This is a genomic window from Pseudomonas frederiksbergensis, from assembly GCF_003732665.1.
In the GTDB taxonomy this organism is placed as follows: Bacteria; Pseudomonadota; Gammaproteobacteria; order Pseudomonadales; family Pseudomonadaceae; genus Aquipseudomonas; species Aquipseudomonas frederiksbergensis_G.
Genome location: NZ_MOBP01000021.1, coordinates 144179 through 169863, shown reverse-complemented (window position 1 = coordinate 169863; position 25685 = coordinate 144179). Strand labels below are relative to the sequence as shown.

Annotated in this window: 24 protein-coding genes and 1 pseudogene; 11 read left to right on the top strand and 14 right to left on the bottom strand. The window is 60.3% G+C overall.

Annotated elements, in window-relative coordinates; all coding sequences use genetic code 11:
* Positions 1 to 46: 46 nt before the first annotated feature.
* Positions 47 to 457, top strand: coding sequence for a hypothetical protein (locus BK665_RS27615; protein WP_123409690.1), 411 nt, complete (start codon positions 47 to 49; stop codon positions 455 to 457).
* Positions 458 to 654: 197 nt separating this feature from the next.
* Here BK665_RS27615 and arsH read toward each other — a convergent pair whose 3' ends face one another.
* The 4 genes from arsH to BK665_RS27590 form a co-directional block, all read right to left on the bottom strand.
* Positions 655 to 1353 carry an arsenical resistance protein ArsH gene (arsH, locus tag BK665_RS27610; RefSeq protein WP_123409689.1) on the bottom strand — a complete coding sequence of 233 codons (699 nt, stop codon included), beginning with the start codon at positions 1351 to 1353 and terminating at the stop codon, positions 655 to 657.
* A gap of 9 nt (positions 1354 to 1362) precedes the next feature.
* On the bottom strand, positions 1363 to 1833 hold the full coding sequence (locus BK665_RS27605; protein WP_123409688.1) for an arsenate reductase ArsC: 471 nt from the start codon (positions 1831 to 1833) through the stop codon (positions 1363 to 1365).
* A 91-nt stretch (positions 1834 to 1924) separates the two neighbouring features.
* Complete coding sequence (locus BK665_RS27600; protein WP_123409687.1) at positions 1925 to 2272, bottom strand: metalloregulator ArsR/SmtB family transcription factor; 348 nt, start codon at positions 2270 to 2272, stop codon at positions 1925 to 1927.
* 999 nt (positions 2273 to 3271) lie between these two features.
* Complete coding sequence (locus BK665_RS27590; RefSeq protein WP_123409685.1) at positions 3272 to 3724, bottom strand: winged helix-turn-helix transcriptional regulator; 453 nt, start codon at positions 3722 to 3724, stop codon at positions 3272 to 3274.
* 372 nt (positions 3725 to 4096) lie between these two features.
* Here BK665_RS27590 and BK665_RS27585 point away from each other — a divergent pair, with 372 nt between their 5' ends.
* The 3 genes from BK665_RS27585 to BK665_RS27575 all read left to right on the top strand — a co-directional run bounded on the left by BK665_RS27585 (position 4097) and on the right by BK665_RS27575 (position 6320).
* The gene (locus tag BK665_RS27585; RefSeq protein ID WP_123409684.1) at positions 4097 to 5035 is read left to right on the top strand and encodes an SDR family oxidoreductase; all 939 of its coding nucleotides are present in this window, start codon (positions 4097 to 4099) and stop codon (positions 5033 to 5035) included.
* Between the two features lie 81 nt (positions 5036 to 5116).
* On the top strand, positions 5117 to 5737 hold the full coding sequence (locus BK665_RS27580; RefSeq protein WP_123409683.1) for an NADPH-dependent F420 reductase: 621 nt from the start codon (positions 5117 to 5119) through the stop codon (positions 5735 to 5737).
* A 340-nt stretch (positions 5738 to 6077) separates the two neighbouring features.
* The gene (locus BK665_RS27575) at positions 6078 to 6320 is read left to right on the top strand and encodes a hypothetical protein (protein WP_123409682.1); all 243 of its coding nucleotides are present in this window, start codon (positions 6078 to 6080) and stop codon (positions 6318 to 6320) included.
* A gap of 16 nt (positions 6321 to 6336) precedes the next feature.
* On the opposite strand, the gene BK665_RS27570 is transcribed toward BK665_RS27575, so the two are convergent.
* On the bottom strand, positions 6337 to 6891 hold the full coding sequence (locus BK665_RS27570; protein ID WP_123409681.1) for a YdeI/OmpD-associated family protein: 555 nt from the start codon (positions 6889 to 6891) through the stop codon (positions 6337 to 6339).
* 443 nt (positions 6892 to 7334) lie between these two features.
* On the opposite strand from BK665_RS27570, the gene BK665_RS27560 reads away from it, so the two are divergent.
* Together BK665_RS27560 and BK665_RS27555 are read left to right on the top strand one after the other, a co-directional pair.
* Positions 7335 to 7889, top strand: a complete 555-nt coding sequence (locus BK665_RS27560) for a dihydrofolate reductase family protein (RefSeq protein ID WP_123409679.1) — start codon at positions 7335 to 7337, stop codon at positions 7887 to 7889.
* A 249-nt stretch (positions 7890 to 8138) separates the two neighbouring features.
* Positions 8139 to 8531 carry a GFA family protein gene (locus tag BK665_RS27555; protein ID WP_123409678.1) on the top strand — a complete coding sequence of 131 codons (393 nt, stop codon included), beginning with the start codon at positions 8139 to 8141 and terminating at the stop codon, positions 8529 to 8531.
* Here the strand turns inward: BK665_RS27555 and BK665_RS35035 are convergent.
* Together BK665_RS35035 and BK665_RS27545 are read right to left on the bottom strand one after the other, a co-directional pair.
* Positions 8532 to 8636, bottom strand: a pseudogene (locus BK665_RS35035) (LysR family transcriptional regulator); the annotation flags it as partial.
* A 57-nt stretch (positions 8637 to 8693) separates the two neighbouring features.
* Complete coding sequence (locus BK665_RS27545; RefSeq protein ID WP_123409677.1) at positions 8694 to 9452, bottom strand: sulfite exporter TauE/SafE family protein; 759 nt, start codon at positions 9450 to 9452, stop codon at positions 8694 to 8696.
* Positions 9453 to 9564: 112 nt separating this feature from the next.
* On the opposite strand from BK665_RS27545, the gene pdxR reads away from it, so the two are divergent.
* The gene (pdxR, locus tag BK665_RS27540) at positions 9565 to 11016 is read left to right on the top strand and encodes a MocR-like pyridoxine biosynthesis transcription factor PdxR (RefSeq protein WP_123409676.1); all 1452 of its coding nucleotides are present in this window, start codon (positions 9565 to 9567) and stop codon (positions 11014 to 11016) included.
* Positions 11017 to 11060: 44 nt separating this feature from the next.
* Here the strand turns inward: pdxR and BK665_RS27535 are convergent, their stop codons facing one another.
* Positions 11061 to 12476: a purine-cytosine permease family protein gene (locus tag BK665_RS27535; RefSeq protein WP_123409675.1), complete on the bottom strand. Its 1416-nt coding sequence runs from the start codon at positions 12474 to 12476 to the stop codon at positions 11061 to 11063.
* Between the two features lie 319 nt (positions 12477 to 12795).
* Between BK665_RS27535 and BK665_RS27530 the strand changes: the two genes are divergently transcribed.
* Positions 12796 to 13707: a LysR family transcriptional regulator gene (locus BK665_RS27530; protein WP_123409674.1), complete on the top strand. Its 912-nt coding sequence runs from the start codon at positions 12796 to 12798 to the stop codon at positions 13705 to 13707.
* A 16-nt stretch (positions 13708 to 13723) separates the two neighbouring features.
* Here the strand turns inward: BK665_RS27530 and argE are convergent, their stop codons facing one another.
* From argE to BK665_RS27510, 4 genes are all read right to left on the bottom strand, one after another.
* Positions 13724 to 14872 carry an acetylornithine deacetylase gene (gene argE / locus BK665_RS27525; RefSeq protein ID WP_123409673.1) on the bottom strand — a complete coding sequence of 383 codons (1149 nt, stop codon included), beginning with the start codon at positions 14870 to 14872 and terminating at the stop codon, positions 13724 to 13726.
* Positions 14869 to 15546 carry a DUF1028 domain-containing protein gene (locus BK665_RS27520; RefSeq protein WP_123409672.1) on the bottom strand — a complete coding sequence of 226 codons (678 nt, stop codon included), beginning with the start codon at positions 15544 to 15546 and terminating at the stop codon, positions 14869 to 14871. The genes argE and BK665_RS27520 overlap by 4 nt, the downstream gene beginning before the upstream one ends.
* A gap of 141 nt (positions 15547 to 15687) precedes the next feature.
* Positions 15688 to 16104: a RidA family protein gene (locus BK665_RS27515; protein WP_123409671.1), complete on the bottom strand. Its 417-nt coding sequence runs from the start codon at positions 16102 to 16104 to the stop codon at positions 15688 to 15690.
* A gap of 22 nt (positions 16105 to 16126) precedes the next feature.
* Positions 16127 to 17473 carry a flavin-containing monooxygenase gene (locus tag BK665_RS27510; protein ID WP_375538953.1) on the bottom strand — a complete coding sequence of 449 codons (1347 nt, stop codon included), beginning with the start codon at positions 17471 to 17473 and terminating at the stop codon, positions 16127 to 16129.
* 138 nt (positions 17474 to 17611) lie between these two features.
* On the opposite strand from BK665_RS27510, the gene BK665_RS27505 reads away from it, so the two are divergent.
* Positions 17612 to 18001, top strand: a complete 390-nt coding sequence (locus BK665_RS27505; RefSeq protein WP_123409669.1) for an ester cyclase — start codon at positions 17612 to 17614, stop codon at positions 17999 to 18001.
* 133 nt (positions 18002 to 18134) lie between these two features.
* Here the strand turns inward: BK665_RS27505 and BK665_RS27500 are convergent, their stop codons facing one another.
* Positions 18135 to 18563 (bottom strand): nuclear transport factor 2 family protein, encoded by a 429-nt coding sequence (locus tag BK665_RS27500; protein ID WP_123409668.1) that lies wholly within the window; start codon positions 18561 to 18563, stop codon positions 18135 to 18137.
* Positions 18564 to 18691: 128 nt separating this feature from the next.
* Here BK665_RS27500 and BK665_RS27495 point away from each other — a divergent pair, with 128 nt between their 5' ends.
* Both BK665_RS27495 and BK665_RS27490 read left to right on the top strand, forming a co-directional pair.
* Positions 18692 to 20317 carry a sensor domain-containing diguanylate cyclase gene (locus BK665_RS27495; protein ID WP_259699665.1) on the top strand — a complete coding sequence of 542 codons (1626 nt, stop codon included), beginning with the start codon at positions 18692 to 18694 and terminating at the stop codon, positions 20315 to 20317.
* A gap of 31 nt (positions 20318 to 20348) precedes the next feature.
* Positions 20349 to 20771, top strand: a complete 423-nt coding sequence (locus tag BK665_RS27490; RefSeq protein WP_123409667.1) for an HD domain-containing protein — start codon at positions 20349 to 20351, stop codon at positions 20769 to 20771.
* A gap of 615 nt (positions 20772 to 21386) precedes the next feature.
* Here the strand turns inward: BK665_RS27490 and BK665_RS27480 are convergent.
* Positions 21387 to 25172, bottom strand: a complete 3786-nt coding sequence (locus BK665_RS27480; RefSeq protein WP_123409666.1) for a bifunctional nitrate reductase/sulfite reductase flavoprotein subunit alpha — start codon at positions 25170 to 25172, stop codon at positions 21387 to 21389.
* Positions 25173 to 25685 lie beyond the last annotated feature (513 nt).

Here is a 25685-nt window from a genome sequence, read left to right as displayed (position 1 = left end):
TGAGGTCGCGTATGTCATGCGCGAATAATCAAATGGAAGGCCAAGGATGAGCACGTTCGTACGATCCCTTACTGTCGAAATTTTTAATGCAAGCGCTGCTGACATTACTGTCAACTATGCCCTGTTGACGGGGGGAGAGTGGACGAGCCCGCCGATTCCCGGCTCGGTAATTTGCTCAACCCAGCAGCGAAGCTACGTGAACGGTGTGACCAATACGCTCTCGTCTCTTGGCGGTCAGATTTTACTGATGCCCGCCGCTGGCGGCAGCATCACCCCCATATGGACCTGGCCGTCGGATTCTCGGGTCTCTGGCAGTGTGAGCAACGCGGCAACGGACCTCGCCGTCTCTAACCAGATGATAAACACCCAAACCAATAACCCCACGATGCAGATAGTGATCAGTAACGCGACCACCTTCTCCAAGTTCGACCCGGCAGTGAAGAAAGCCGATCTCTGATTACTTCGTAATAAAAGAGACGATGCAAATTTTGTGAACGACGCAAAAACAAGTGTAGGAGCGAGGCTTGCTCGCGAAAGCGGTGTGTCAGGCGACAGTGTTTTTGACTGTGCCGCCGCTTTCGCGAGCAAGCTTCGCTCCTACAGGGCCGGGCGCTGGCCACAAATCCTGTTAACCATCTCTTATGGATGGCGATCTCAAATGGAGCGCTGGTTTACCCGGGCGGTAAGCTGCTCAGCGGTTTCTTTGCGTTCCGAGTAACGATCCACCAGGAATGCCTGGCGGTCCCGCAGCAGTACGGTGAACTTGACCAGTTCTTCCATCACGTCGACGACGCGGTCGTAATACGCCGACGGCTTCATCCTGCCGGCCTCATCGAACTCCATGTAGGCCTTCGGCACCGAGGACTGGTTGGGGATGGTGAACATACGCATCCAGCGTCCCAACACGCGCAGTTGATTGACCACGTTGAAGGACTGGGAGCCGCCGCAGACCTGCATCACTGCCAGGGTTTTGCCCTGAGTCGGGCGAACCGCCCCCAGCTCCAGGGGGATCCAGTCGATCTGCGCCTTGAACACGGCCGACATTGCGCCATGCCGTTCTGGCGAACACCAGACCTGACCTTCCGACCACAGCATCAGGTCGCGCAACTCTTGCACCTTCGGATGCTCAACCGGGACATCGTCGGGCAGTGGCAAGCCGGATGGATTGAAAATTCGTACCTCGGCACCGAAGTGCTCCAGCAGGCGCGCTGACTCCTCTACCAGCAACCGGCTGAAAGAGCGTTCGCGGGTCGAGCCATACAACAACAGAATGCGCGGTTTATGATTGTCCGAAATTGACCCTTTCAGGCTTTCGAACAGAGTTGGATCGAGGTTGGGCAGGTGCTCTGACATAAGTCCTCCTTAGAGAGTGCCGATTCGATCAATCTCGTGTTTGAGTTGGTCGCGACTGAGGCTGTTGAGGGGAAGGTCGAGGAAGGCTTTGCAGCGTTGTTCGATGCGCGCCAGCGTGGAGCGGAAGGCGAGGTCAACCGCCGCTTCGTCACCCATGACGTCAGACGGATCTTCCAGGCCCCAATGGGATTTCAGGGCCGGGCCGAAGTACACCGGGCAGGTTTCGCCCGCCGCCTTGTCACACACGGTAATGACGATATCCGGCGGGTTGCCTTCGAAGGCGTCGTTGCCCTTGCTGTTCAAGCCATCGATGGAGATACCAGCCCGCTGCAGTGTGGTGAGACTGCGCGGCAGCACTTGCCCCTTGGGAAAACTCCCGGCACTCACCGCTTCGAATCCGGGCGGCGCCAAGTGATTGAACATGGCTTCTGAAAGAATGCTGCGGCAACTATTGGCGGTGCACATGAACAGGACTCGCATGGGTTTGCTCCTGCCGCTGCGGGCGGACATCAAGGGTTCAGGCTCAGGCGCAACGCCAGGGCCGAGAGGCTGATCAACAGAACCGTAAGGCTCAGCAGCAGACAGCGTCACGGATGGGGCGTGCGTCCATGTTGAGCAGGCGGGAAGTGTTGTTCTGCAGCCAATCGGCGTTGGCCCGCAACGTGACCTGCAAAAGCTCATGTACCCAGGCTGGCAGGTCAGGATTGAGGCGGTAATAAACCCATTGACCCTGCCGGCGATCCAGCAGCAAACCGCTGCTGCGCAGCTGAGCGAGATGGCGACTTATCTTCGGCTGGCTGTCGTCGAGGGCACACATCAGCTCGCAGACACAAAGCTCACCCAGGTTGGCGATGAGCAGGGTGGCGCGGGCGCGGGTCTCGTCCGCCAGATTCTTGAAAACCTCGGGGGGAGTGATCATAGGGGGCTGCCGTACATATGGTTGGCCGAATATACGGATGCCCATATGTATTGGGCAAGCAAAGAATCAAATGTTTGCTTCTGGTCATTTGGCAAAAGGGGGGCGCGAAAAATAGATCTGTCCCTTATCCGGGTAATAAAGAGACGAAATGGTGTCGGCTGCAAATTTTGTGAACGACGTAAAACAAGTGTAGGAGCGAGGCTTGCCCGCGAAAGCGGTGTGTCAGGCGACAGTGTTTTTGACTGTGCCGCCGCCTTCGCGAGCAAGCTTTGCTCCTACAGGGCCGGGCGCTGGCCACAAATTCCGCGAACAACACCGAACCAATGTGGGAGCGGGCTTGCTCGCGAAAGCGGTGTGGCAGGCGACAGTGTTTTTGACTGTGCCGCCGCCTTCGCGAGCAAGCTTTGCTCCTACAGGGCCGGGCGCTGGCCACAAATTCTGCGAACAACACCGAACCAATGTGGGAGCGGGCTTGCTCGCGAAAGCGGTGTGGCAGGCGACAGTGTTTTTGACTGTGCCGCCGCCTTCGCGAGCAAGCTTTGCTCCTACAGGGCCGGGCGCTGGCCACAAATTCCGCGAACAACACCGAACCAATGTGGGAGCGGGCTTGCCCGCGAAAGCGGTGTGTCAGGCGACAGTGTTTTTGACTGTGCCGCCGCCTTCGCGAGCAAGCCCGCTCCCACATGGGGACCTGTGCCAGACTCAAATCTCGCGAACAACACCAAGCAAATGTGGGAGCGAGCTTGCTGGCGATGAGGGCGTTTCAGTCAACACAAGCAGTGGCCGATGCGCCGCCCCCGCTGCTTTCATTCAGGGTTGGTGCAATCCACCTACCGGCTGGCCCCACATGACCAAAATGAAAAATCCTGAAGATGTGCGCGGCGCGTTCCAGTCAGCCTGGAACAGCCCCGGCTGGTTTGGGGCGTTTTGTTTTGAGCGAGTAGCCGATAAAAAAGCCTTCCCGCCCATGAAAAATACATCTGTCCCATTATCCCGTGTTCATCCCCCACCCTCAGGAAAGATGCACCCGCCATTACGCACCAGCGCCTTCACTTCCTCGCTCACCTGCATGGGGTTTTGACTTAATCGGGCAACAAACTCCTCGCGGCGCCGCACGTATGACTTCGGATCATGCTTCGCGCTCCAGAGCACAATATTGATCACGATGGGAATGAGGTCCAGGCCCTTCTCGGTCAACGTGTAAAAGTCCTTGCGCCTGTCGTCGGGGCTGGGCGCCTTCGAGAGAACGCCTTGCTCCTCAAGAAAGGCCAGTCGGGAAGCAAGCACATTGGTCGCGATTCTCTCCTCCGATTTCAGGAAATCGCCATACGTTTTCTTTCCAACAAAAACGATGTCGCGAATGATCAAGAGCGACCATCGGTCACCGAAAATCTCCACGCCGTAGTTCACCGCGCAGTGGGATCGAAAGTCTTCTTTAAGAGATGTTTTCATGGCTGGATCTTAGCATCGCTTGCATGTCGCAAGTAAAATCGATTGGTAACTTGCTTTTTGCAAGTGAATCGACCAGCATGGATCTTGCGTTGAGTGAGTTCGCCGGATCGCACCAGCAGCCTTGGAATGATCAACCCCCTACCTGCAAGGAAACTGCGCATGAGCACTATCAGCATTATTGGCTCAGGTGACATGGCCGCAGCGATCGGCGGCCTTGACCCAATGTTTCTGGCTCGCACGTCTGCCTGCTGCCGCTAGGCCTCATTGCCCACTCCGTCGAGCACACCCACTTCTCAATCGGCGCCAGCCATCTCGACTGGGCCTTCCCGTATCGCCATTTCTCGAATCACATCTCTTATTTGGAGCCATAACATGCACGTTTTAGTCACTGGCGGAACCGGCCATATCGGTTCGTACATCATTCCCGAGCTCATCGCCGCCGGCCACGAGGTCACCGGCCTGGCACGGTCCGACAAGTCCGCGGCTGCGCTGGCCGCACTCGGCGCCAAGGTGCGTCGCGGGGATATTTCCGACCTCGACGGGCTCAAGGCGGCAGCGTCGGAGTCGGAGGGCGTTATCCACGTCGCGCACCGGCAAGACCTGCTTCCCACTGGCGGGATCGACGCCGTGGCCGCAGCGGAACTCCAGATCATGCTCGCGTACGGCGAGGCACTGGCTGGAAGCGGCAAGCCGCTGATCGTGTCGGGGAGCATCGGCGCGCCCGGGTGGGAAAACCTGGGCCGACCCGCCACCGAGGAAGACCCGTCACTTCCCGGCGGCGATGCGTACAAGGGAACCTTGCGGGTTCGCAACATCGTTGAAACCACCGTGATCGGCCTCGCAGAGCGGGGCGTGCGGTCGTCGATCGTGCGGATTCCTACGATCGCGCACAGCACGACCGATGTCGCCTTCCTTCCATTGTTGATCGGGCTGGCGAAGGAAAAGGGCGTCATCGGTTATCCGGGAGAAGGCGCGAACCTGTGGCCGGCCGTGCACGCCCGTGACCTCGCCGTCTTGTTCCGCCTGGCGCTGGAGAAGAGTGAGGCTGGCAAATATTGGCACGGTGTCGAGAGTGAGGGCATTCCGTTCCGCGAGATCGCCGAGGCCATTGGCCGCCGTCTGGGCGTGCCGGCCGTGAGCATTCCCGCGGATGTGCTGATGCTGCCGGGATACTTTGGGTTCCTCGCGAATCTGGTCACGCTGGACCTCCCGGCGTCCAACCTCATCACCCGCCAGACCCTCGGCTGGGAGCCTGCTCAGCCTGGCCTGCTCGAGGACATGGACAACGGCCATTACTTCCCTGGCGGTTGAGTCAAGTTGAGCACGCAGCCGGGTCGCAACTGGCCCGGCTGACAGTAACGAGAACTACCCTAATTCACGAGGAAACTGCACATGAGCACTATCAGCATCATCGGTTCAGGAGGCATGGCCACGGCGATCGCCGGTCGTACCGCCAACGCGGGATACACCGTTGAGGTGGTCAGCCGCGACTCCGCCAAGGCGCAGGCGCTGGCCAACAAGCTCGCCGCCGGAGCGACCACAGGGACGTACGGGGCCATTCCGGCCGGCGACATCGTCATCCTCGCCGTGCCGTACACCGCTGCGGCGTCGGTGGTGGCCGATTACGGGGACGCGCTCGACGGCAAGGTGATCATCGACATCACCAACACGGCCTCTCCGGATCTCACGGGCCTCGTTTCTCCCGCCGGCAGTTCGGGTGCGCAGGAGATCGCCAAGATCGCTCCCGCCAGCGCGCCTGTCGTGAAGGCATTCAACACGCTCTTCGGCCACGTCCTTGCGAAGGGGGGGCGTCTCGATGCATTCATCGCCGCCGACGATCCGCAGGCCAAGGCGCGCGTCTCGACGTTCATCGAGAGTCTCGGGCTGCGTCCGTTGGATGTCGGCGGCCTGCACATGGCCCAGACGCTCGAGGCGCTCGGCCTGATGATGATCGGCCTGGCGAAAAACGGCGCCGGCACTTGGGACATCGCCTTGAACGTCGATATCGGCTGAATCGCCGGCTTATTTCCACATTGCGACTACGAACATTCGTTCGCAAACGGCCACGATGAAGTTGGGTGCGGTGCACTTGTATGACGCCGAACTGAAAATATCCGCCGCGCCTGCCTTGGCGAAGTGTTATGGACTTACGCATGCTCAATGGAAGGCGTCGCGGGGGTGAAGGGGGCGGTCACTCATCTTCTATAGATGTTCCAACCCCCAGAAGTGGATACGCTGATTCTCGCCGTGCTGGCGAAGCGGGATGCCCGTTATCCACGAATAGTTGAACCAAATGCTGGCTGTCTAAGTCGGGATTGTTAACTGCACTTCTACCCTGACGAGGATCCCCACTATGCGCAACTACACCCTGGAATACTTGTTCGACGGCGAGCCCCGTACTCACGTGTTCGAACTAAAGCAGCTTCAACTGCCCATTCACGAGGCGGCGATGCACCTGCTACAGCTTCATTTCGGGGATGGCGAAAATAGCCTGATCATGCCCAGCGCGGACGCGACGCCGGCGCAGATTTTGGAGCAGGCTGAGCGGGTGGGGCTGACGCAAATTAAGGTTGTTGATCAACAGACAGATAAATAAATCCGTTCCCTTTTCTTTAAAAGCTTTCCGCCTCGGGCGCACGGAAGGCCTTGCTGTAGTAGCCGGATTGGTCAAAACAGCAAACATGCTTTTTGCCGGATGCAAGCATATCGCAGGCATCTGTAATTCGTTTTGCGCGCGTCTTAAGTTGTTTAGCTGAAGTAATCCAATGTATCCAGTCAACCCGTGCGAGGGTCGTCGTATCATTCCAGACTTTACGAGCCTCAGGAGTCGCTGCCAGTGCTTCTTGAAAATCTGGTGGGATGTCAGGCTCGGGTTCTTTCTTCACGGGGGTTAGCTCCAGAGTAACGATATCCCCAACGGCCGCGCCTGCGGCTTCGTGTAACGCTCTACTTACTTGCAGCCAATGGCTCAACTGACCATCCGGCTCAAGGGTTGCCTGGAAAGGGTGCCCATTGATTGTGCCTTCAACTGTCGTTCTTCCTCGCCTCGGAAGCTGTTCACTCGCGTCTCTCGGCAATACTACGAACGCCCACGACGGATCATTACCAGGCTTTGCCGGACGAAGAAGCTTTGCTTCGAATCGGGATTTCACATCGATTGTTGTCATTGCAACTCCTCCAGCTAATACGCCTGACTTTGGGCGACATCACTGTGGCTTTTAAACGCGAAATAGCTCAGGGAGAAACGTGAAATGGATGACGCCAAACTCAGTTGAGGTAAAGATTCGTGCAGAAGGTCGACGCTACCTATTTGCCACTGGTCTGTCCAGCGGCTGCTTCTGGCCGGTACTGCCTATCGCAAAGCCACTCAATCGCCTACCCAACTGCTAGCGTTAGGGAAAAAGGGGACGGATTTATTTACCGTTCATGCTGCAAATTTTGTAAACAACTCCAATCAAATGTGGGAGCGGGCTTGCTCGCGAAGGCGGCGTGTCAGGCAACATCAATGTTGACTATTACACCGCTTTCGCGAGCAAGCCCGCTCCCACAGGGTTCGGTGATATTCGGCTTATGATTCTGGATGAATAGTCGTGTAAAAAAGGAGACCCTGATGACCACCGCACACGTCTTCATCGCCACCAGTCTGGACGGCTTCATCGCCCGACCCGACGGCGACATCGACTGGCTATTGCAGCGCGATGATCCGACCGAAGACCACGGCTACCCAGCCTTCATCGCCGACAAGGACGTGATCGTGATGGGTCGGGGAAGCTACGAGAAAGTGCTGACTTTCGACACCTGGTTCTACGACCGCCCCGTCGTGGTGCTATCCCAACAACTGGCCAATTCGCCAGTGCCCGAAGCGCTGGAAGGCAAAGTGCGTTTCTCCAGCCTCACACCGGCAGGCCTGATGGAAGAACTGACAACGCAAGGCGTGCATCGGGTCTATGTCGATGGCGGACAACTGGTGCAATCCTTCCTGCGCGACGGACTAGTCGCGGACATGGTGATAACCACCGTCCCCGTGCTGATCGGCGCGGGAAGACCCCTGTTCGGCGTCCTCGCGCAGGACATCGAATTGAAACTGGTCGCCAGCCGCAGCTTTCCGTCGGGGTTGGTGCAGTCCACTTACCGGGTGGTCCCACATGACCAAAACGAGTCATAAGCGGTCAGGTATATCGCCCGACAGTTACTAACTGGAAAAAAAGGGGACTGATTTATTTTCTGGATTTATTTTCTGAGAAATAAATCAGTCCCCTTTTTTCCTAGCTGAATTTTCAGATTCTTAGCCGCATTCTGACGATTTCTGAATGAACGCTCCTGGCCTATAGCTACCTATCGCAAAGCCCTCCAATCGCCTACCCACCTGCTAGCGTTAAACAAACCTACTCTCCAAACCGGAGGACACGCCCCCATGCCCCCATTCACCGGCGGCTGCCTATGCGGCAGCATCCGCTTCGAAGCATCCGGCCAACCCTATCGCGTAGGCCTCTGCCACTGCCTCGACTGCCGCAAACACCACGGCGCGCTGTTCCACGCCTCCGCGATTTTCCCCCAGGACGCAGTAACGATTCAGGGCGAACCCCGCGACTACGCCGGACGCTTCTTCTGCCCAAACTGCGGCTCATCCGTTTTCTCCCGCAGTGACGACGAGATCGAAATCAACCTGGGTTCCCTGGACGACCCTGATCAACTGAAACCCACCTACGAAATCTGGACGGTGCGTCGCGAATCCTGGCTGCCAGCGTTCCCGCTCACGCGACGATATGAGCACGACCGTGAAGGCACTGACCGTTCCGAGGGATGATCAGGACACCACGCTCGACTGCTGCACAAATCGCTCAATCAACCACCGCTCCGCAGGCCCCGGCGGCAAGTCCGTGCGGTAGATCGCTTCAAACGAATAAATCCCGCGCCCTGGCGATCTTTGTTGAAATCGGTGGTGGTCTGGCGCTGATCCCTTGGGCGCTCAGGTCATATAGCCGCTGACACCATCCCACAGCAGTTTCACCGCCGTGACCACCAACAAGCCATAGCAAGCGCGGTACATCTGGCGCTGGTCCAGCCGCGCATGCAGCCGCCAACCGAGCCAGACGCCACAAGGAATGGCGAGCAGGCAGATTGCGGTCAGGCCCAGCACGTTGCCGGTGGGCCTGGCCAGCAACAGCCAGGGCACGGCTTTGAGCAGATTGCCCACGGTGAAAAACATGCTGGTGGTGCCGGCATACACCTGCTTGCTCAGGCCCAGGGGCAACAGATAGATCACCAGCGGCGGCCCACCGGAATGCGCGACCATGGTGGTGATGCCCGAGGTGAGGCCGGCGGCTACGGCTTTAGGCGACGAGCGCGGTTGGACCCGGACTTCGCCGCCAGCCTTGAACCAGAGGCCGACGAAGGTCAGCGTAATTGCCGCCATCACAATGGAAATCGCCCGGTGGTCCATCACTCGAAACAGCAGATAGCCGACGCCGATCCCGGCGATCAACCCAGGCACCAGCAACTTCAAATCCGGTTTGGACCAGGTGGACGGCTTCCAGTAGCGCAGGCTGAACAGGTCCATGGCGATGAACAACGGCGCGAGCAGGCCGCCGGCGGTGATCGGGTCCATCACCAGCGACAGCAGCGGGATGCCGATAATCGCAAAGCCACCGCCGAACGCGCCTTTCATGAAACAGATCAGAAAGACGCCGGCGAAGGTGATGAGGAGGGTGGTGACCGTCAATTCCATGGGGGCTGTCTCCTGTTCCAATTGGCTGGGGGGATTTCATTTCGGGTTGTCGGGCACCCATAATCTCGATCACGACCTGCACAATAAAAAGTGCCAGTTTTGAGGTGTTTCCATGGGCCAGTTTTCCACTCCGTCAAATGAATCCTCTCGTGGCGCGGAGCGCCGGATCTACACCCGGCTGCGCACGCAGATAGAAGACGGCACCCTGGTCGCCGGCGCGAAGATGGTTTCGACCCGAGCGCTGGCGGCCGAACTGGGTGTGTCGCGAACCACGGTGACGGCGGTTTACGAACAACTGGCGGCCGAGGGTTTTTTGGTGACTTCGGCGGGGAAAGCGGCGCGGGTTGGGGACGTGACGAGTACCCCAGTCGCGCCTGCCAACATAGAGCGCAACGAGCAACCGCCCGCGCTTTCCGCCTACGGGCAGCGGTTGGCCGCGATCAAGCCGTACAGCATGGCGTCGCCACAGGCCCGCATCGATTTCAGGTACGGCTCGGTGGCGTCGAGGGATTTCCCGGCCCTGGGCTGGCAGCGCGCCTACCGCACGGAACTGGTCAAGCGCCAGCCCGAAGGGGAAGGGCGCTTGTGCCGTGCGCTGCAAGCCTACTTGCGGCGGGCACGGGGTCTGGTGTGCGAAGCGGAACAGATTCTGATCGTGCACGGCTCGCAGCAAGGGATCGACCTCTGCGCCCGGCTGTTGCTCAACCCGGGCGATGCCTTCGTCTTCGAAGAACCGGGCTACCGCATGGCCCGCTATTGCTTCGAAGCCACTGGCGCGACAGCGTTGCCAACCACGGTTGACGCCTCGGGGCTGGATACCCGTGAGCTGCCAAAAGATCAACGTGTACGCCTGGCCTACGTCACGCCATCGCACCAGTTCCCCATGGGCGCGGTGCTGCCCATCGCCCGTCGACTGGAGCTGCTGAACTGGGCGAGTCGCCAGCGCGCGTGGATCATCGAGGACGATTACGGCGGCGAGTTTCGCTACGGCCAGCGTCCTATCGATGCATTGCAATCCATGGACGGCGATGCGCGGGTCATCTATGTCGGCACGTTCTCCAAAGCCCTGTCACCGCAGCTTCGGCTCGGGTATCTGGTGCTTCCCCAAGAGTTGGTCAAGGTGTTCCGCGAAGCCAAACGCCTGACGGATCGTCACTCGCCGGGCTGGGAGCAAAACGTACTCGCCGCGTTGATCGAAAGCGGCACCTACGAACGCCACCTGCGCCGCTTGCGCCGGGAAAGCGAGCGGCGGCGAAACGCGTTGTTGGGTGCCGTTGAACAGCATCTTTCGGAGTTCGGGCATTTGGTCGGTATGGCGGCAGGGCTGCATGGCGTGTTGCTGTTGCCGACATTACGTCCGCAGGATGAGCCCGCATTGCAAGCCGCCGCGCTGGCGCGAGGGGTGGGCGTTTATCCGCTGGCGCCGCTGTTTGCGGGGGCAGTGTCGGCAGCAGACGAGCGACCGGCAGGGCTGATTTTGGGCTATGCAGGTTTGACGACGCAGGAGATTGATGAGGGGGTCCGGCTTCTCTCGCAAGTGATCCGAGACTTCTCGGACACGTAAAAAACCCGCAACTCAGTGCGGGTTTTTTTTTCATGCTTGAACGCTTACACGCTGCTCGCCAGTTTCCCCGTGGACAACCGACGCTTATAAGCACTGTCGCGATTCGCCAACCAGAAATACAACGGCGACGTCACCAACAACCCCACCAGCCAGGACAAGTCCGCGCCGTTGATGTGCTCGGAAATCGGCCCGACGTACAGCGGCGTGTTCATAAACGGAATCTGCACCGCAATCCCGATCGCGTAGGCCAACAGTGCCTGCGGGTTGTAGCGCCCGTAGATGCCGCCATCGACGTGGAAGATCGAGTCGATGTCGTACTGACCTTTGTGGATCGCGTAGAAGTCGATCAGGTTGATCGCGGTCCACGGCACCAGCACCACCAGCAGCACCAGCACCATGTCGACGAAGTGGCCGATAAAGTCCGCCGAGGCGCCGACGGCGGCGAAGCAGCAGGCGCCGAGGACGATGACCGAGAGCACGGCGCGGCTTTTCGCGGTGGGGATCCAGCGGTAGGCGAAGGTTTGCACCAGGGTGATCAGCGACAGCACCGCGCCGTACAGATTGAGGGCGTTGTGGCTGATGACGCTGAGCAGGAACAGCACCAGCATCAATGGGCCGATGGAGCCGGTGGCGAGTTTGACCGCGTCCATGGTGTCCATGCCCACGGGTGTGGCGAGGACGGCGACGGCGCCGAAGATGAACGAGAGGCTGGAGCCGAGCACTGTTCCGAGGTAGGTGGTCCAGAAGGTCGAGGCGACCGGGACGTCGGCCGGCAGGTAGCGCGAGTAGTCAGAGACGTATGGTGCAAACGCAATCTGCCACAGCGCAGCCAGCGAAACCGTGGCCAGCCAACCGGAGATGTTGAAGCTGCCCCGGGTCAGAAAATCGGCGGTCTGCACATGCGTGAAGATGTAGCCGAAACCGAGCACGATGCCGGCGCCAAGCACCCAGGTGCCGATGCGGTTGAGCACGTGGATAAAGCGGTAGCCGATGATGCCGATGATCCCCGAACCGAGGGCGCCGATGACGATGCCCACCGGCACCGGCACGCTGTCGACCACGCCGTGCAAAGACTTGCCGGCCAGGACGATGTTGGAAGCGAAGAAGCCGATGTACATGATGCCGGCGATCAGCACCACCAGCAGTGCGCCGAGGGAGCCGAACTGGGCGCGGCTCTGGATCATTTGCGGGATGCCCATTTGCGGGCCTTGCGCCGAGTGCAGGGCCATCAGCACACCGCCAACCAGATGCCCGACCAGAATGGCGACGACGCCCCACACCAGGTTCAGATGAAACAGTTGCACGCCCAGGGCGCCAGTAACAATTGGCAGCGGCGCGATGTTGCCGCCGAACCAGAGGGTGAACAAGTCCCGGACCTTTCCATGGCGATCTTGCGGCGGGACGTAGCCGATCGTGTGCTTCTCGATCAGCGGAGCGGAGGTTGTTGCGGAGGTGACCATGACGAACTCCAAGGCAAAGTGAGTACGTGGACGTACTTCGGTGAGCGCCGCGTGAGCGACGCTTTTCTTGTTGGAGTGATCATGTGCAAAGCACCGGCATAGATAAATTAGTAAGTTTGTTGCTTCAAACCTTAAAAAAAATATGCCCGGGGCTTGGGTGGGTCCGGTATGTTCTGGGTGCGGTGTTCCCGCTGTTAACCAGCCAACACCGCCCCCTGTAGGAGCAAGGCTTGCCCGCGATGGCGTCCGTGAGATCGCTATCGCGGGCAAGCCTTGCTCCTACAGGATATGGGTGTGGTGTGTTTTTCTGGAGATCTGCATGGCCGCTTACAACCTGCGACAGCTGCGCTATTTCGTCACCACCGCCGAGTGCGGCAGCGTGGCGGAGGCTTCGCGCAAGCTCTATATCGCCCAGCCGTCGGTGTCGACCGCCATCAAGCACCTGGAAGAAAGTTTCGGCGTGCAGTTGTTTATCCGCCATCACGCCCAGGGTGTTTCCCTGACGCCCAGTGGCTCGCGGTTTTACCGCAAAGCGTTGGAGCTGCTGCGGGTGGCCCACGAGTTTGAGCAGAACGCCCTGGCGGACAATGACGTGGTGGCGGGGCAGATCGATATCGGCTGCTTTGAAACCGTGGCGCCGCTGTACCTGCCGCGTTTGATCGCCGGTTTCAAGGAGCGCTGGCCCGGGGTGGAAATCCGCATTCGCGATGGCGAGCAGCAGGAATTGGTGCAGGCGCTGACCGCCGGCAGCATTGACCTGGCCATGCTGTTCGAACACGACCTGGACAGCACGATTGAAACCGTCCCGCTGATGCCGCCGCAGCAGCCCTACGCCTTGCTGCCGGCGGGTCATCGCTTCGCGCAGCAGGCGAAAGTGTCGCTGGATGACCTGGTGCTGGAGCCGATGATTCTGCTCGACGTGGTGCCGAGTCGCACCTACTTCGTCAGCATTTTCGAAGAGCGCGGCCTGACCCCGCACATCGTCTTCAGCTCGCCGTCCATCGAGATGGTGCGGGGCATGGTCGGGCGCGGTTTTGGCTTTTCGATTCTGGTGACCAAACCGTTTTCGCCGTACACCTACGACGGGCAGCAACTGGTGTGCATTCCACTGGCGGAAACGGTGACGGGCTCGGGGTTATCGGCGGCGTGGCTCAGACGCTCGCAACTGACCAAACCGGTGCAGTTGTTCGTGGATTACTGCCAGGAAGAACTGGCCCGACTGTACACCTGAGCGTCGGGCCTGCGACTTAACTGATCGAAGCCAACATCCGTTGCAGCATGGCGTCGCAGCCGTTCAATTGCTCGACGCTGACAAACTCGTCCGGCTTGTGCCCCTGATCCATGCTGCCCGGCCCGCACACCACCGTCGCAATGCCCACCGCGTCAAACAGCCCGCCCTCGGTGCCAAACGCCACCGTCCCGAACTCACGTGAGCCGGAAAATGCAGCGATCAATTCAGCGGCTTCGCTGCGGGCATCGGTCACCAAACCGGGATAGGCCGACAACTCGCTGAAGCGAATATCGCTCTGCTCACTCACGGCACGCATACGCGGCAAGACCTGCTGCTCGGCGTAGGTCTTCAGCTCCTGCGCCACCTCGCTCGGATCGTGGGAGGGCAGGGCGCGGATCTCAAAGTCGAAACGGCAATCGGCGGGCACGATGTTCAACGCCTTACCGCCAGAAATCACCCCGGTTTGCACCGTGCTGAACGGCGGATCGAACCGGGCATCGTGAAGCTCGGGTGCCTTGAGTCGTTGGCCAATCCGCCCCAGTTCACCAATCAGTTCAGCGGCGTATTCAATCGCATTGACCCCCAGCGGCGCGTACGCCGAATGGCAGGCTTCACCGTGAACGTCGCAACGCATCGCCAGTTTGCCCTTGTGGCCGAGTACCGGTTTGAGTTCGGTGGGCTCGCCGATGATGCACAGCATCGGTTTGACCGGGCGCTGCGCCAGCACTTTGAGCAGCGAGCGCACGCCGAGGCAGCCGACTTCTTCGTCGTAGGACAGCGCGATATGCACCGGCCGCTTGAGCGAAGCCTTCACCAGCGACGGCACCAGGGCGAGCACGCAGGCGATGTAGCCTTTCATGTCCGCCGTGCCGCGCCCGTAGAGCTTGCCGTCGCGCTCACTGAGTGCGAAAGGCGCGACGGTCCACGGTTGGCCATCGACCGGCACCACATCGGTGTGCCCCGACAGCACGATGCCCGGCACGTCTGCCGGGCCGAACGTGGCGAAGAGATTGGCCTTGCTGCGTTCGTCGTTGTAGACCAGTTCGCACGGCACCTCGAAGCCGGCGAGGTAGCCGCGAACGAACTCGATCAAGTGCAGGTTGGATTCACGGCTGGTGGTGTCGAATGCCACCAGGGCTTCAAGCAACTCGCGACTGCTGTTCATCGGTCATCTCCGGCAACGCCGTAGCCAGGGGAGCGGTCAGGGGCGAGGGCGCGATCGATGTAGTCCTGGAGTTGCGGGCGATAGGCGTCCCACAGTTTGCCAAGGTGGCCGATCGGGTCTTCATCGGCCCAATCTACCCGCAGGTTGACGATGGGCCAGGTCAGCTCGCCGACCACCACCAACGCCGCCGAATGCACCGGCCCGGCTTCACCACCCGCCACGATGGCGGCTTGCATCGCCGCCAGCAAGCGATCCGCCAGTTGCCCTTCGCCCTGTTCGAAAGCGCGGACCATGGCCTCGATTACCGACTGATCCGCCAGCATGTTGCCGGCGGCCACACACTGCTCGCCGGACACCGCGTTGTGAATGCCGAGGGTTTGTGCGCCGCTGAAATGCGCGGTGCGGCCGAGGTGGTCAATCGCGGTGATCTGCCGGTATTGGCTGTAGCCGTTGCGGGTCAGCACCTTGTCCAGGGCCTCCGCCGGTGCGACACCTTGCTCCATCAGGGCGAGGGTCTCCGGGCCGAGGGACGGCAGGGTGATGTTTTGCGTGGAAACCGCGCCGACGCCGGGCAACAGCCACGGGCAACGGGCGCCGACGGCGATGCTGGAAGAACTGATGGCGATGCCGAACTGACCGGTGTCGGGGCAGCGGGCGGTGATGGAGAAGGTCATGGGTTTTGCTCCTTGTCTGGCCTTGGAGGAAAGTGTTGCCTGAGCGGGCGCCTTCGCGGGCAAGCCTCGCTCCTACAGGGGGACGCATTCCAAATGTAGGAGCGAGGCTTGCCCGCGAAGGCCGCGCCTCGGTCTAATTCCTTACTCTGGAATCACCGCAATCACATCAATCTCCATCAACCACTGCGGCTGCCCCAACGCCGACACCACCAACCCGGTGGAAATCGGGAACACGCCTTTGAGCCACTTGCCGACTTCCTGATACACCGGCTCGCGATAACGCGGGTCGATCAGGTAGGTGGTGGTTTTTACAATGTGGCTCAGGTCGCTGCCGGCTTCTTCCAGCAACTGCTTGACGTTGCGCATGGCTTGTTCGGCCTGGGCGCGCGGGTCGCCGAGGCCGATCAGGTTGCCCTCGAAATCGGTGCCGACCTGGCCGCGAACATACACCGTGTTGCCAGCGCGCACGGCTTGGCACAGGTCATTGTCCAGGCTCTGGTTCGGGTAGGTTTCCTTGGTGTTGAACATGCGAATACGGGTATGGGTTGGCGTGGCCATGTGAAGCTCCTGAAAAAAAGAATTAAGCGCTGACGATGGTTTTATGGGCGGCCGGGGCGGTGTCGGCGGCGCGCTGCTCGGCATCGCGGTAATCGAGGTATGAACGCTGGATCGCGATGTGGTCGGCCACGTACTTGGCGTCATGCCACACGCCCCAGATAAACGACGAACCGCGGCGTGACTGCCAGGGCAAACCGAGGAAATACACCCCCGGCTCGCTCGACACACCGCGCTGGTGCTGCGGCTTGCCGTTGTCGTCGAAGGCGTTGACCTTGAGCCAGCTGTAATCCGTGGCAAAACCGGTGGCCCAGATGATCGAGGTGACGCCGGCCTTGACCAGATCGAGCTCAAGAATCGGATTGGTCACGCAATCCGGGTCCGGGAAGGTATGCCGGGCTTCAGGTTCTTCCGGCAGGTCCAGGCCATTGCGCTCGATGTAGGCGTCGGCGGCATCGAGCAGCGCCCGGTAGTTGTCATCGCCACGGGCCAGGTTCTCCACCAGGTTCGGCTGGAACGTCGCCACGGCGCCGTTGAACGCTTGGGTCAGGCCGACCAGGGTCATGCCGCGATGGGCCAAACCACGGAAATCCACAGTGCGACCGCCATGGGCACCGCTGACGGCGATGGTCACGTGCTCGCGGCCGGGTTTCATCGCCGCTTGATCCCACTCACCGAGCACCCCCAGCCACCAGCAGAAATCCCGGTTGCGATAGGCGCGAGGCGGGCGGTCGTGGGCGCCCACTGAGAGGTAAACCTTCTTGCCGGCGTCCTGCAATTCATCGGCAATCTGCACCCCCGACGAACCGGCGCCGACCACCAGCACTGCGCCTTCGGGCAATTGCTGGGGATTGCGGTATTCGGCGGAATGAATCTGGGTGAACGGCGCGTCTTTGGGCGCAATCGGCGGGATCACTGGGCGCTGGAACGGCCCGGTGGCCGCCACCACGCGGTTGGCTTCGATCACACCTTCGGAGGTCTGGATGGTGAAACCGGGGCGACCGACATTGCGCTCAACCTTCAACACGTCCACGCCGGTACGCACCGGGGCGTTGAATTTTTTGGCGTAGGCTTCGAAATAATCGGCTACCCGCTCTTTCGGGGCGAAGCCGTCGGGGCTGAGGTCGTCAAACTCCATGCCAGGAAAACGATCGTGCCAGGCCGGACCATTGGCCACCAACGAATCCCAACGCCCGGTGCGCCAGCGTTCGGCGATCCGATTGCGCTCCAGCACCAGATGCGGCACCCCGAGTTTGCTCAAGTGTTCACTCATGGCCACGCCTGCCTGACCGGCGCCGACGATCAGCGTGTCTGTTTTTATTTTTTCAGTGGTCATCTCTCTACCCTTCGAAGTGGGAGTCAGGTCGGTTATGGCCTGCCATCTCTTGGGGTCAAGACTAGGGTTCACCCTGGTATCGGTAAAATATTATTAAGCTGGGAACTGAGCATAAATAACGGATGCAGAGCGATTGGCGCTGGTTATAAGCGGCTGAAAGGGAGAGATTGAGCCATGAATAAACAAACACTCAGCGACACCTATAGCGCCTACATCGACTGCCTCAACCGCCAGGACTGGGCAAACCTGGGGCAATCGGTCGATGAAAACGTGCACTACAACGGTGAGCGAATCGGGTTGTCCGGCTATCGGGCGATGCTGGAACGGGATTTTCGCCAGATCCCTGACCTGCGCTTCGTCATCGACCGGCTCATCGCCGACCCTCCGCATATCGCCGCCCGGTTGTGCTTCGATTGCACACCGGTGGGAGAGTTGTTCGATTTGCCGGTGAATGGGCGACGGGTGGTGTTTAGCGAGAACGTGTTTTATGAGTTCAAGGACGGGAAGGTTTGTGATGTCTGGTCAGTGATCGATAAGGCGGCCGTCGCGGCACAATTGACCTAAAGGCAACACTCACTAGTGTGGGAGCGGGCTTGCTCGCGAAAGCGGTGTGTCATTCAGCATTGATGTTGCCTGACACAACGCTTTCGCGAGCAAGCCCGCTCCCACAGGGATTGCGCCGCTTGTGTAAAACCTGTCAGGCCTTGCTGGCCGCCAGATAAGCACCCAGCCGACTGCCCATTTCCGCCCCCAACGCCTGCAAGCCACTGAGCGGACGAACCATCACTTCAAATTCAACGATTTTCCCCTGCTCATCGAACCGGATCATATCGATGCCCTTCAACGCCTTCCCTGCGACGTTGGCACTGAACTCCAGAACCACATTCAACCCGTCCGCTGTCGCCAGCTCGCGATGGTATTCAAAGTTTTCAAACACCTCGAACACGGTGTTGAGGATCATCGACACCACCGCCGCGCCCGGATATGGCGTGTGCGCCATCGGTGAGCGGAACACGGCTTGTGGGTCGAGCAATTCGGGCAAGCCTTGCAGGTTGCCGGTGCGGATCATGGCGTGCCACAGGTTCAAGGATGCTGCCGCTTTGGGATGCAGGTTCAGTTCAGACATTTGTAACTCCTGTTTTTTGTTGTTTTGTAAACGTCGGGCATGATCAGGCTGATGCCTCGACGATTTTAGCCATCATGCACCGCGCTTGGAGTATTGCAAAAAACCCAATCATATTCGGATACACTTCGATGATGCCAAAACATCATCACACGCCCCCGCGACTCACCCGGATCGCTAACAGCATCGTCACTCGACTGCTGTTATTGGCGCTGTGCATGGTCATTTTTGGCGCCGTGGTGCGTTATTACGTGTTGACCAACTTCCTGCGCGAAGACTTGAGCGCCGTGGTGGAAGGCCAGCAACTGACCCTGGCCACCTATGTCGCCCGGGATATCGACTACAAGCTTGTCCAGCGCCAGTTGATGCTCGATCACCTGGCGGACGTCGTGCCGGTCGAACTCCTGGGGCAACCGCAGCGTCTGCAAGCATGGCTGAAAGAGCATTACGACTACCAAACGATGTTCACGGCGGATTTATTCATTGTGAACACCCAAGGGCGTCTGGTCGCGAACTACCCGGACTCGGCCACTACCGATTACGCCGAGCGTGATTACATCAAGGCGGGTCTGGCCGGGCGTTCGTTGATCGGCCAACCGGTGATGGACAAGAAAACCCAAGCGCCGATCCTGCCGATGTCCGCGCCCATCAAGAACGCCGCCGGCGAAGTCCAGGCGGTGCTGGTTGGCGTCAGCGTACTCGGTACGACAGGGCTGCTGGATTCGCTGCTGCAAAGTCGCGTGGGGAATGCCACGGGGGATTTCCTGCTGGTGTTTCCGGACAGTCGAGTGTTTATCGAGTCTGCCAGCCGTGATGTGCAACTCAAGCCAACGTCGGCGCCTGGCGTCAACGCGCTGCATGACCGGGCGGTGGCGGGGTTTCGCGGCACGGGGCTGACGGTCAATTCCAATGGCGTCGAGGAAGTCGCCGCAATCGCGGCTGTACAAAGCGCCAACTGGTTTATCGTCGCGCGCTTACCGGCCAGCGAAGCGTTTGCCACGGTGACGCGGACCCAGCATTTCCTGATGAAGGGCGCGGTGTTTTCGATCCTGTTTTTCGCCACATTCGCCTCCATCGGCTTGTATTTTGTCTTCCGTCATCTATTCCGTGCCGCCGAGCAGGCTGATCGCATGACCCGCGATGAACTGCCCCACGCGCCGCTGGCGGTGGTGCGTCATGATGAAGTCGGGCATTTGATTTCGGCGTTCAATCGCCTGCTGCTCAAGTTGAATGACAAACAGGACGAACTGAAAAAGATCGCTCATCACGACACCCTGACCGGCCTGTGCAACCGCCATCATCTCTCGGGCCGACTGCGGCAGGTCTTGTCCCTGGCACGACGCACGGACACCCAGGTCGGCTTGCTGTTCATGGACCTCGACGGTTTCAAACACATCAACGACACCCTGGGCCACGAGGCCGGGGATGAGGTGTTGCGTCAGGTGGCCCGGCGGTTTGCTGCGGTGGTGCGCGAGAGCGACACCCTGGCGCGCATCGGTGGCGATGAGTTCGTGGTCCTGCTGAGCGACCTGGGAGCCGATGCCGAACAGACCCTCAGCCGCGTGGCGACCCAATGCATCGAGGCCCTGAGCGCGCCGTTTTTCATTTCCGGCACGGTGTGCATCGTTGGTGTGTCGATTGGCATCGCCCTGGGCGACGGGCAGAGCTCCGCCGATACCCTATTGCTGGCCGCCGACCGCGTGATGTACCAAGCCAAGAAAACCGGGCGCGGGCGCTATGTGACGTACAAGCTTTAGGCTATCGGCGTCGAATCCAAGGAGAACCAAGATGAGCCAGACACTGGAACGTGCCATTGCAATCGCCGCAGCCGCCCACGAGGGGCAGGTCGACAAGGGCGGCGCGCCTTACATCCTGCATCCGCTGAAAGTCATGCTGCGGGTGACCACTCTGGAACAACGGATCGTCGCCGTGCTGCACGACGTGGTCGAAGACACCGGCATCAGCCTCGAATCCCTGCGCCAGGAAGGCTTCAGCGAAGCCGTGCTGGAGGCGATTGAATCGGTGACCAAAGTGCCGGGCGAATCCTATGAAGCATTCGTCGAACGCGCGGCACTGAACCCGATCGGGCGGGTAGTCAAACTGGCGGACCTGGAAGAAAACAGCGACCTGTCGCGAATTGCCCAGCCGTCATGGGAAGACTTGGAACGGGTTGAGAAGTATCGGCGGGCGATTGGCGTTCTCCGGTCATAAATCAGCTCCGGTCGATGATTTCGTGCACGCCGCTGATCCCTTGTGGGAGCGGGCTCGCCCGCGAAGGCGGAGTGTCAGGCGACATCGATGTTGGCTGTGCCAGCCTCTTCGCGGGCAAGCCCGCTCCCACAGGAATTAGTGTTGGTCGATGATGTTGTGCCCGCCGCTGATCCCTTGTAGGAGCGAGGCTTGCCCGCGAAGGCGGAGTGCCTGCCTACATCGATGCTGGACGTGCGGGCCTCTTCGCGGGCAAGCCTCGCTCCTACAGGGTTCGGTGTTGCTCGATGACTTTGTACCCACCGCAAATCCCTTGTAGGAGCGAGGCTTGCCCGCGAAGGCGGAGTGTCAGGCGACATTGATGCTGGCTGTGCCGGCCTCTTCGCGGGCAAGCCTTGCTCCTACAGGAATTAGTGTTGATCGATGATTTCGTGCCCGCCGCTGATCCCCCGTAGGAGCGAGGCTTGCTCGCGAAGGCGGTGTGTCAGGCGACATTGATGTTGGCTGTGCCGGCCTCTTCGCGGGCAAGCCTTGCTCCTACAGGGGTTGGTGTTGGTCGATGATTTTTTGCGTGCCGCAGATCCCTTGCAGGCGCGAGGCTTGCCGGCGGCACGGCTATCAATACACATCCCGCAAGTAACGTTTCTGCTCGCTCAGTTGCCGCCAGTAAGCAACAGCGCCGTCCTGGCTGAGCCCACCGTGTTGTTGCGCCACCTCGCGCAACGCCTGGTCGACATCTTTGGCCATGCGACTGGCATCCCCGCAGATGTAGACCTGCGCACCGTCCTGTAGCCAGCGCCACAACTCGGCGCCTTGTTCGCGGATGCGATCCTGCACATAGATCTTCTGCGACTGGTCGCGAGAAAAGGCCAGGCTCAGTTGCGTCAGCAAGCGATCGTGCTGCATCCCTTCCAGTTCCTCCCGATAGTAGAAATCCGTCGCCGCGTGCTGTTCGCCGAAGAACAACCAGTTGCGGCCCTGGTCGCCCCGCGCCCGACGTTCTTGCAGGAAGGCGCGGAAGGGCGCCACCCCTGTGCCGGGGCCGATCATGATCATCGGCACGTCGCCATCGGCGGGCGTGCGAAAGTGCTTCGACGGCTGGACGAACACCGGAACGTCGCCATCCGCCACGCGGTCGGCGAGGAAAGTCGAGGACACACCCTTGCGCTTGCCGTAGCGCACGGCGGCCACGGTGAGATGAACTTCCCGTGGATGCGCCTTGGCGCTCGATGAAATGGAATACAGCCGTGGTTGCAGGCGTTTGAGTGTGCCGAGCAACTCATCCGCTGCGCAGTCGATCGGGAACGCGTGCAGTACATCCGCCAGTTGCCGGCCCCATAACCAGTCTTTCAATTCGGCCTTGCGCTCGCTGCCCAGCAGTTGTTTCAGCGCGGGGGCGCGGCTGCGTTCGGCGATGAACGCCAGGGTGTCGGGGGTAGGGCGGGCGATTTCATAGTGTTCGGTGAGTGCCTGGTGCAGCGGGACTTCACCGAGTCTGGCAACGTTTACCGTCGTGTCGGCGTGCAGGCGCGTCAGGTCGAGCAGTTCAGCGACCAGTTCCGGACAGTTGCGCGGCCACACGCCCAAGGCATCGCCTGCTTCGTAGCTCAATTCGGAGTCCGCCAGGCCCAGGGCAAACATGCGGGTTTCCTTGTGCGTGCTGCGGTGATTGAGGTGGCGGTTGGTCAGCAGCCGTGACGGATAGGTTTTGTCTTTGCTCGATGCAGTGGCGGTCACGATGGGCGCCACCGATCGGGTCGGGTCCAGGGTTTGCTGCAGTTGCGCCATCCACTTCTGTGCGGGTTCTTCAAATTCCGTATCGCAATCGACCCGTTCCAGCAGCCGCATCGCGCCCAGTTCCTGAAAGCGCTGATCGAGCTGCTTGCCGTGCCGACAGAACTGGTCGTAATTCGAATCCCCCAACGCCAGCACCGCAAAGCGCAAGGACTCCAGTCGAGTGTCGGCGGTGCTCAGGGCGTGCCAGAAACCCTGGCCGTTGTCCGGTGGATCGCCGTCGCCGAAGGTGCTGCTGATCAACGCCAGAGTCTGCGTTTTCGCCAGTCTGCCCGGCGCAAAATCCGCCATCGAACTCAGCTCTACACTGATCCCGCCGTCGCGCAATCGTGAACAAAATTGCTCGGCCAGCGCTTCTGCATTCCCGGTTTGCGAGGCCCACAACACAGTGACGTCAGCCACCGATTCAGGGGCAGTGACAACAGGGGCGGCCAATGGCAAAAACCGGTGCTCGATCAACTCGACCCGTTGCAGGGCGACGGCACAGAACTTGAACTCAGGCTGCAACGAAATCGGGTCAACTGCATCATGGGTCACGGCGTTGATTGCCAGGTTCTCGCCAAACACATCGTTCCAGTGGAAGGGCGCAAAACAGTTGCCCTCGCGCACCCGGTCGGTCACCACGGCGGGTAGCACCGCACGGCCACGCAGCGAACGTACCTCGACCTGATCCTTGTCCTGGATGCCGAAGCGGGCGGCATCTTGCGGATGAATCTCAACGAACGGCCGCGGATTCAATGTGTTCAGCGTCGCGACTTTGCCGGTCTTGGTCAGGGTGTGCCACTGGTGTTGCAAGCGGCCGGTATTGAGCACAAAGGGGAAATCCTCATTGGGCATTTCCGCCGGCGGCAGGTGTGGGCGCGGGAGGAAAATCCCCTTGCCGCGCTCGGTAGGGAAGACGATGGCGGGGCGGCTGCCATCGGTTTCAACCTTTAAATCCTGGCTGACGCCGTTGTTCAGATAGCGAATCGGATTGCGATCCAATGCCTCGTTTGACGCACAGGGCCATTGCAGCGGCTGTTCCCGCAGCCGCGAATAACTGGCGCCGCGAATGTCATAACCAGTCCTGGGATTCCACGCACCTTTGATCTCTTCAAACACCTCGGATGCCGAGGCATAGGTGAACGCGTCAGCGAAGCCCATTTCACACGCAACCCGCGCGATGATCTGCCAGTCGGGCAGGGTTTCGCCGGGCGGTTCCACGGCTTTTTCCATCAGCGTCAGGTTGCGCTCGGAGTTGATCATCACCCCCTCGGCCTCGGCCCACAGCGCGCCGGGCAGGAGGATGTCGGCGTAGCGGTTGGTCTCGGTGTCGAGGTACGCGTCCTGGGTGATGATCAGTTCGGCGGCCTGCAGGGCTTCGATCACGCTCTGACGGTTGGGGGCCGAGGCGACCGGGTTGGTGCAGATGATCCAGCAGGCTTTTATCTGCCCGGTGCGCATTTGCTCGAACATCGCCACGGTGCCCCCGCCGACGTTGCGCGGCAGGCTGTCGTGGGGGATGCCCCACAAGTTCTCGATAAATTGCCGGTCCTCTTCGACCAGCACCGAACGCTGCCCCGGCAGGCCCGGCCCCATGTAGCCCATTTCGCGCCCGCCCATGGCATTCGGTTGCCCGGTCAGGGAAAACGGTCCGCTGCCGGGCCGGCAAATGGCCCCGGTGGCCAGGTGCAGGTTGCACAAGGCGTTAGTGTTCCAGGTGCCGTGGGTGCTTTGATTCAGGCCCATGGTCCAGCAACTCATCCACTCGGCGGCCTCGCCGATCCAGCGCGCAGCCTGACGAATATCCGCCTCGGGAAGCCCGGTGATTGCGGCGACGATCGCCGGTGAATAGTCGTCGAGAAACCCCGGCATGACGTCCCAACCTTCGGTAAACCCGGCGATAAAGTCCGGGTCGGTGTGGCCGTTTTTCACCAGCAGGTGCAGCAGCCCATTGAGCAGGGCCAGGTCGGTGCCGGGTTTGATGGGCAGGAACAAACCGGCCTTGTCCGCCGTGGCACTGCGCCGGGGATCGACCACGATCAGCTTCGCCCCGGCCTTGACCCGATCCATCATGCGCAGGAACAGAATCGGGTGACAGTCGGCCATGTTCGCGCCAATCACGAAGAATAAATCGGCGCGGTCAAAATCCTCATAGGAGCCCGGTGGCCCGTCCGAACCCAGGGACAGCTTGTAACCACTGCTGGCGCTGGCCATGCACAGGCGCGAGTTGGATTCGATGTTGTTGGTGCGCACAAAGCCCTTGGCCAACTTGTTGATCAGGTACTGAGCCTCCAGCGACATCTGCCCGGACACATAGAACGCCAAGGCATCCGGGCCGTGCTGATCGAGGATTTTGCGCAGTTGGCTGGCGGTCTCGCTGATCGCCTGGTCCATGCCGATTCGCACCGGGTCGCGCTGGCGCTCCTGGCGCAGGAAGGCGTTTTCCATCCGTCCTGAATCGGCGATGGCCTGGCCGCAGGTGGTGCCTTTGGTGCAGAGCCGGCCGAAATTGCTCGGATGGGTCTTGTCCCCGGTGACCTTGATCACCCGGTTGTCCGCGACCTGCATGACGATGCCGCAACCCACCCCACAATAGGGACAGACGCTGCGTACGCTGGTGTTTGTCATCCTCGCCCCTTGATCCGCAAACAAAAAAAGCGCCATGCAACCCACCGTTAAAAAACGGGAGTGACACGGCGCCTTCGTCGTAGGTGTGCAATCAGCGTTGACTGCTTTGATTGGGGTACTAGCAAGTCACGCGCCAGAAGTCTTGTTCGGTCCTGCGCGGCTGATAATCAGCGGGAATTGCCCGGACCCAGGGCGACGGGAACTGCGCATTGGATGCACTTTTATATGGCGCCGTGCACCAGTCGGAGGCGCACGCTCAACGTTTTGAAACCGGTTAACAGTCCTCGAACGCCGTAGCCCGTGGCTTCTGATGATTGGCACAAACGCTGCAAGCCCTTGCTCAAACCCCATCCCGGTCAACGATGATCGAACAAGGTGGGCGACATCGGTGAACCCGGCACAGACGCCAGGTTTCAACACCGCAAAAGAACAGGCAAAGACGCCTGGAACCGTAAGGTTTCAGGCGTTTTTTTTTGCTTTTTGAACCGTGATTGGCCGTGCGAAGGGTGCTTT

Excerpts from the sequence above, each read along its gene's own strand:
- BK665_RS27615 (WP_123409690.1), top strand. The coding sequence starts at position 47 with ATGAGCACGTTCGTACGATCCCTTACTGTCGAAATTTTTAATGCAAGC.
- arsH (WP_123409689.1), bottom strand. The coding sequence starts at position 1,353 with ATGTCAGAGCACCTGCCCAACCTCGATCCAACTCTGTTCGAAAGCCTG.
- BK665_RS27605 (WP_123409688.1), bottom strand. The coding sequence starts at position 1,833 with ATGCGAGTCCTGTTCATGTGCACCGCCAATAGTTGCCGCAGCATTCTT.
- BK665_RS27600 (WP_123409687.1), bottom strand. The coding sequence starts at position 2,272 with ATGATCACTCCCCCCGAGGTTTTCAAGAATCTGGCGGACGAGACCCGC.
- BK665_RS27590 (WP_123409685.1), bottom strand. The coding sequence starts at position 3,724 with ATGAAAACATCTCTTAAAGAAGACTTTCGATCCCACTGCGCGGTGAAC.
- BK665_RS27585 (WP_123409684.1), top strand. The coding sequence starts at position 4,097 with ATGCACGTTTTAGTCACTGGCGGAACCGGCCATATCGGTTCGTACATC.
- BK665_RS27580 (WP_123409683.1), top strand. The coding sequence starts at position 5,117 with ATGAGCACTATCAGCATCATCGGTTCAGGAGGCATGGCCACGGCGATC.
- BK665_RS27575 (WP_123409682.1), top strand. The coding sequence starts at position 6,078 with ATGCGCAACTACACCCTGGAATACTTGTTCGACGGCGAGCCCCGTACT.
- BK665_RS27570 (WP_123409681.1), bottom strand. The coding sequence starts at position 6,891 with ATGACAACAATCGATGTGAAATCCCGATTCGAAGCAAAGCTTCTTCGT.
- BK665_RS27560 (WP_123409679.1), top strand. The coding sequence starts at position 7,335 with ATGACCACCGCACACGTCTTCATCGCCACCAGTCTGGACGGCTTCATC.
- BK665_RS27555 (WP_123409678.1), top strand. The coding sequence starts at position 8,139 with ATGCCCCCATTCACCGGCGGCTGCCTATGCGGCAGCATCCGCTTCGAA.
- BK665_RS27545 (WP_123409677.1), bottom strand. The coding sequence starts at position 9,452 with ATGGAATTGACGGTCACCACCCTCCTCATCACCTTCGCCGGCGTCTTT.
- pdxR (WP_123409676.1), top strand. The coding sequence starts at position 9,565 with ATGGGCCAGTTTTCCACTCCGTCAAATGAATCCTCTCGTGGCGCGGAG.
- BK665_RS27535 (WP_123409675.1), bottom strand. The coding sequence starts at position 12,476 with ATGGTCACCTCCGCAACAACCTCCGCTCCGCTGATCGAGAAGCACACG.
- BK665_RS27530 (WP_123409674.1), top strand. The coding sequence starts at position 12,796 with ATGGCCGCTTACAACCTGCGACAGCTGCGCTATTTCGTCACCACCGCC.
- argE (WP_123409673.1), bottom strand. The coding sequence starts at position 14,872 with ATGAACAGCAGTCGCGAGTTGCTTGAAGCCCTGGTGGCATTCGACACC.
- BK665_RS27520 (WP_123409672.1), bottom strand. The coding sequence starts at position 15,546 with ATGACCTTCTCCATCACCGCCCGCTGCCCCGACACCGGTCAGTTCGGC.
- BK665_RS27515 (WP_123409671.1), bottom strand. The coding sequence starts at position 16,104 with ATGGCCACGCCAACCCATACCCGTATTCGCATGTTCAACACCAAGGAA.
- BK665_RS27505 (WP_123409669.1), top strand. The coding sequence starts at position 17,612 with ATGAATAAACAAACACTCAGCGACACCTATAGCGCCTACATCGACTGC.
- BK665_RS27500 (WP_123409668.1), bottom strand. The coding sequence starts at position 18,563 with ATGTCTGAACTGAACCTGCATCCCAAAGCGGCAGCATCCTTGAACCTG.
- BK665_RS27495 (WP_259699665.1), top strand. The coding sequence starts at position 18,692 with ATGATGCCAAAACATCATCACACGCCCCCGCGACTCACCCGGATCGCT.
- BK665_RS27490 (WP_123409667.1), top strand. The coding sequence starts at position 20,349 with ATGAGCCAGACACTGGAACGTGCCATTGCAATCGCCGCAGCCGCCCAC.
- BK665_RS27480 (WP_123409666.1), bottom strand. The coding sequence starts at position 25,172 with ATGACAAACACCAGCGTACGCAGCGTCTGTCCCTATTGTGGGGTGGGT.